The sequence below is a fragment of the Mesorhizobium sp. M0048 genome (assembly GCF_040323405.1).
In the GTDB taxonomy this organism is placed as follows: Bacteria; Pseudomonadota; Alphaproteobacteria; order Rhizobiales; family Rhizobiaceae; genus Mesorhizobium.
The window spans coordinates 1-2631 of record NZ_JAMYUV010000107.1 but is presented as its reverse complement, the minus strand read 5'-3'; the positions used below and the strand labels follow the sequence as shown (position 1 = coordinate 2631).

The 2631-nt window shown below is 63.5% G+C and carries 2 protein-coding genes; both read right to left on the bottom strand.

Annotated features, from left to right (window positions below):
- Positions 1-106: 106 nt before the first annotated feature.
- On the bottom strand, positions 107-883 hold the full coding sequence (gene istB, locus NKJ84_RS32885) for an IS21-like element helper ATPase IstB (protein ID WP_352509982.1): 777 nt from the start codon (positions 881-883) through the stop codon (positions 107-109).
- A gap of 16 nt (positions 884-899) precedes the next feature.
- The gene (gene istA / locus NKJ84_RS32880) at positions 900-2453 is read right to left on the bottom strand and encodes an IS21 family transposase (protein ID WP_352469372.1); all 1554 of its coding nucleotides are present in this window, start codon (positions 2451-2453) and stop codon (positions 900-902) included.
- Positions 2454-2631: the final 178 nt, after the last annotated feature.

Here is a 2631-nt window from a genome sequence, read left to right as displayed (position 1 = left end):
TGCGCATTTCGCAAAAGCCGGACAGTGATTCCGCTAAGTCGCGGACAGCTGTTTCATTAAGTCGCGGACAGTTTGGCGGTGTCGGTTCTCGGGTGCCTTGTTGCGTTCATGGATGATTGATTTCGCCGTTTTCGGCGCCGGTCAAGAGGGGCGCGGCTTTTTGCTTTCGCATGCTGTCGCCCTGGAGCACGATGCGGTGGGCGTTGTGGACGATCCTGTCGAGAATGGCGTCGGCGACGGTGGGGTCGACAATCAGGTCATGCCATTTGGCCACGGGGGCCTGGGCGGTGATCAGGGTGGATTTGCGCCGATAGCGTTCCTCGACGATTTCGAACAGATGGAAGCGCTGCTGGTCGGTGAGGCTGTGGGTTCCAAAGTCGTCGAGGATGAGCAGTTGCGCGCGGGTGAGTTTGTCGATGAGGCGCGGGAAGCGGCCATCTAGGCGGGCGAGCGCCAGATCCTCGAACAGGCGCGGCACGCGCACATAGAGCACGGAATGGTCAAGCCGTGCCGCTTGCCGACCGAAGGCGCAGGCCAGCCATGACTTGCCGGTGCCGGTTTGGCCGGTGACGATCAGGTTCTCATGCGCCTTCAGCCATTCACCTTGGGCGAGCGCCATGGTGCTGCGCCGGTCGAGCCCGCGCGTCGCGGCAAAATCGATGTCCTCGATGCAGGCTTCGGGAAAGCGCAGCTTGGCTGAGGCGAGCCGGTTCTTGACACGCTTGTCGGCACGCATGGCGACCTCGCGGTCGAGCATCAGGCCGAGCCACTCGTCGCGGCTGAGCTCATTGGCGTTGTTCTGTTCGGCCAGCTCGCGCCAGGCGGTGGCCATGCCGGCCAGGCCGAGGGTCTGCATCTGGTCGAGGGTGGGGTTTGTCAGCATTCTTTCTTCCTTTCCTTCACTGGTAATAGGTGCTGCCGCGGATGTTGGTGTGCGGCGGTGTCGGCTTTGCCGGCTCGGTCTGCGGTCTTGCCTGGTCGAGGCCGGATTTGAGGATGGCGGTGACGGAGGAGTAGGCGATCGCGTTGATCAGAAGCGCCCGCTCGCAGGCGGCATCGAGACGCTCCGGTCCATAACGTGGAGCCAGCGACAGAATGCCCATGGCCGAGCGGTATCCCTGTTCCGGATGCGGCCGGTCGCGCATCATGCGCTCGACCAGGATGGCGGCGTTGGGGCCGATCCTGGCCGCCCGGCCAATTAGGCTGGCCGGCGTCGTGTTGGCGTAGCGCTGATGCGCCTTGGGCATGTGTTCATTGACGGTGACATGGCCGGAACGCTGCGAGCGACGGACATGGCAGGCGACGCGCTGGTGATCGTGGAAGATCTCGACCACCCGGTGGGTGAGCCGCACGTCGACGGTGCGTCCGATCAGCCGGTGCGGCACCGAGTAGAAGGTCTTGTCGATCTCGACATGGTAATCGGGATGCACCTTCGCCGATTTCCACTCGGCATATTCGAACGGCGTCGCCGGCAGCGGCCTCAAGGCCACCCGCTCGATTTCCTCGAACAGTTCGCGGCGGCTTTTGCCGACATGGCGCATCGGCCGGTTGTTCAGCTCCTCGAGCAGCTCGGCGATCGCCGCATTGAGCTCAGCCAGCGAGAAGAAAGAGCGATTCCGGAGCCGGGCCAGAATCCAGCGCTCGACGATCAGCACCGCGCCTTCGACCTTGGCCTTGTCGCGCGGCTTTCGGCTGCGGGTCGGCAAGATGGTGGTGTCGTAATGCTCGGCCATCGCCGCAAAGGTCGTGTTCAGCGTCGGCTCGAACCACAACGCCTTGGCCACACCAGCCTTCAGGTTGTCGCAGACGATCGCCTTGGTGACTCCGCCGAAGAAGGCAAGCGCCCGCATCTGGCCGTCGATCCAGTCGGGCAGCTTCTGGCTGGAGCTGGCAAAGGCGAAGGTCAGATTGGAGGCCCCCAGCACCGCGACAAAGATCTGGGCGGCGTGGATGACGCCGGTAGCAGGATCGATGATCGGCACCGTCTGCCCGGCATAGTCGGTTTGCATCACCGCGCCCGCCGCATGCCGATTGCGGAACGTTGCGCTCGTCCGGCGCTCGAAAGCGGCGAAGTGCTCGCAGAACCAGGTGTAGCCGTAACCGTCGGGATGGGCAGCGCGATACTCCTGCCACAACAGCGTCAGCGTCACGCCCTTGCGCTTCAGCTCCCGGACGATCAGCGCCCAGTCGGGCTCACTCAGATCCTGTGGCGGCCGGCCCATCCGGCGGAACAGAAGCCGCTCGAGCGCGGCATCGTCGTCGTAGCCGGGCGGCAACGGCCAACGCGAAAGCCCCGCCTCGCTCGCGCGTAACAGATAGGTCGAAACCGTCGTCTTGCTGATCTTCAGCCGTTCCGATACCGCACGCACCGAAAGGCCATGCTCATGCGTCAGGCGCAAGATCGCTCGGATGTCCTTCACCGTCGTCTGTCTCGTTTGCTTCCGTCTTGGCATGGGCCCCTCTCAACGTCATCGTGAGAGGTCAAAATGCCAGAACGGCGCAGCCGAGAACCGACCGTCAAATCCGCCCCGGAAACTGTCCGGGACTTAGCGGAAATGCTGTCCGCGACTTACTGAAATCACTGTCCGGGACTTAGTGAAATCGGCGTCCGGGACTTACCGAAACACGCAA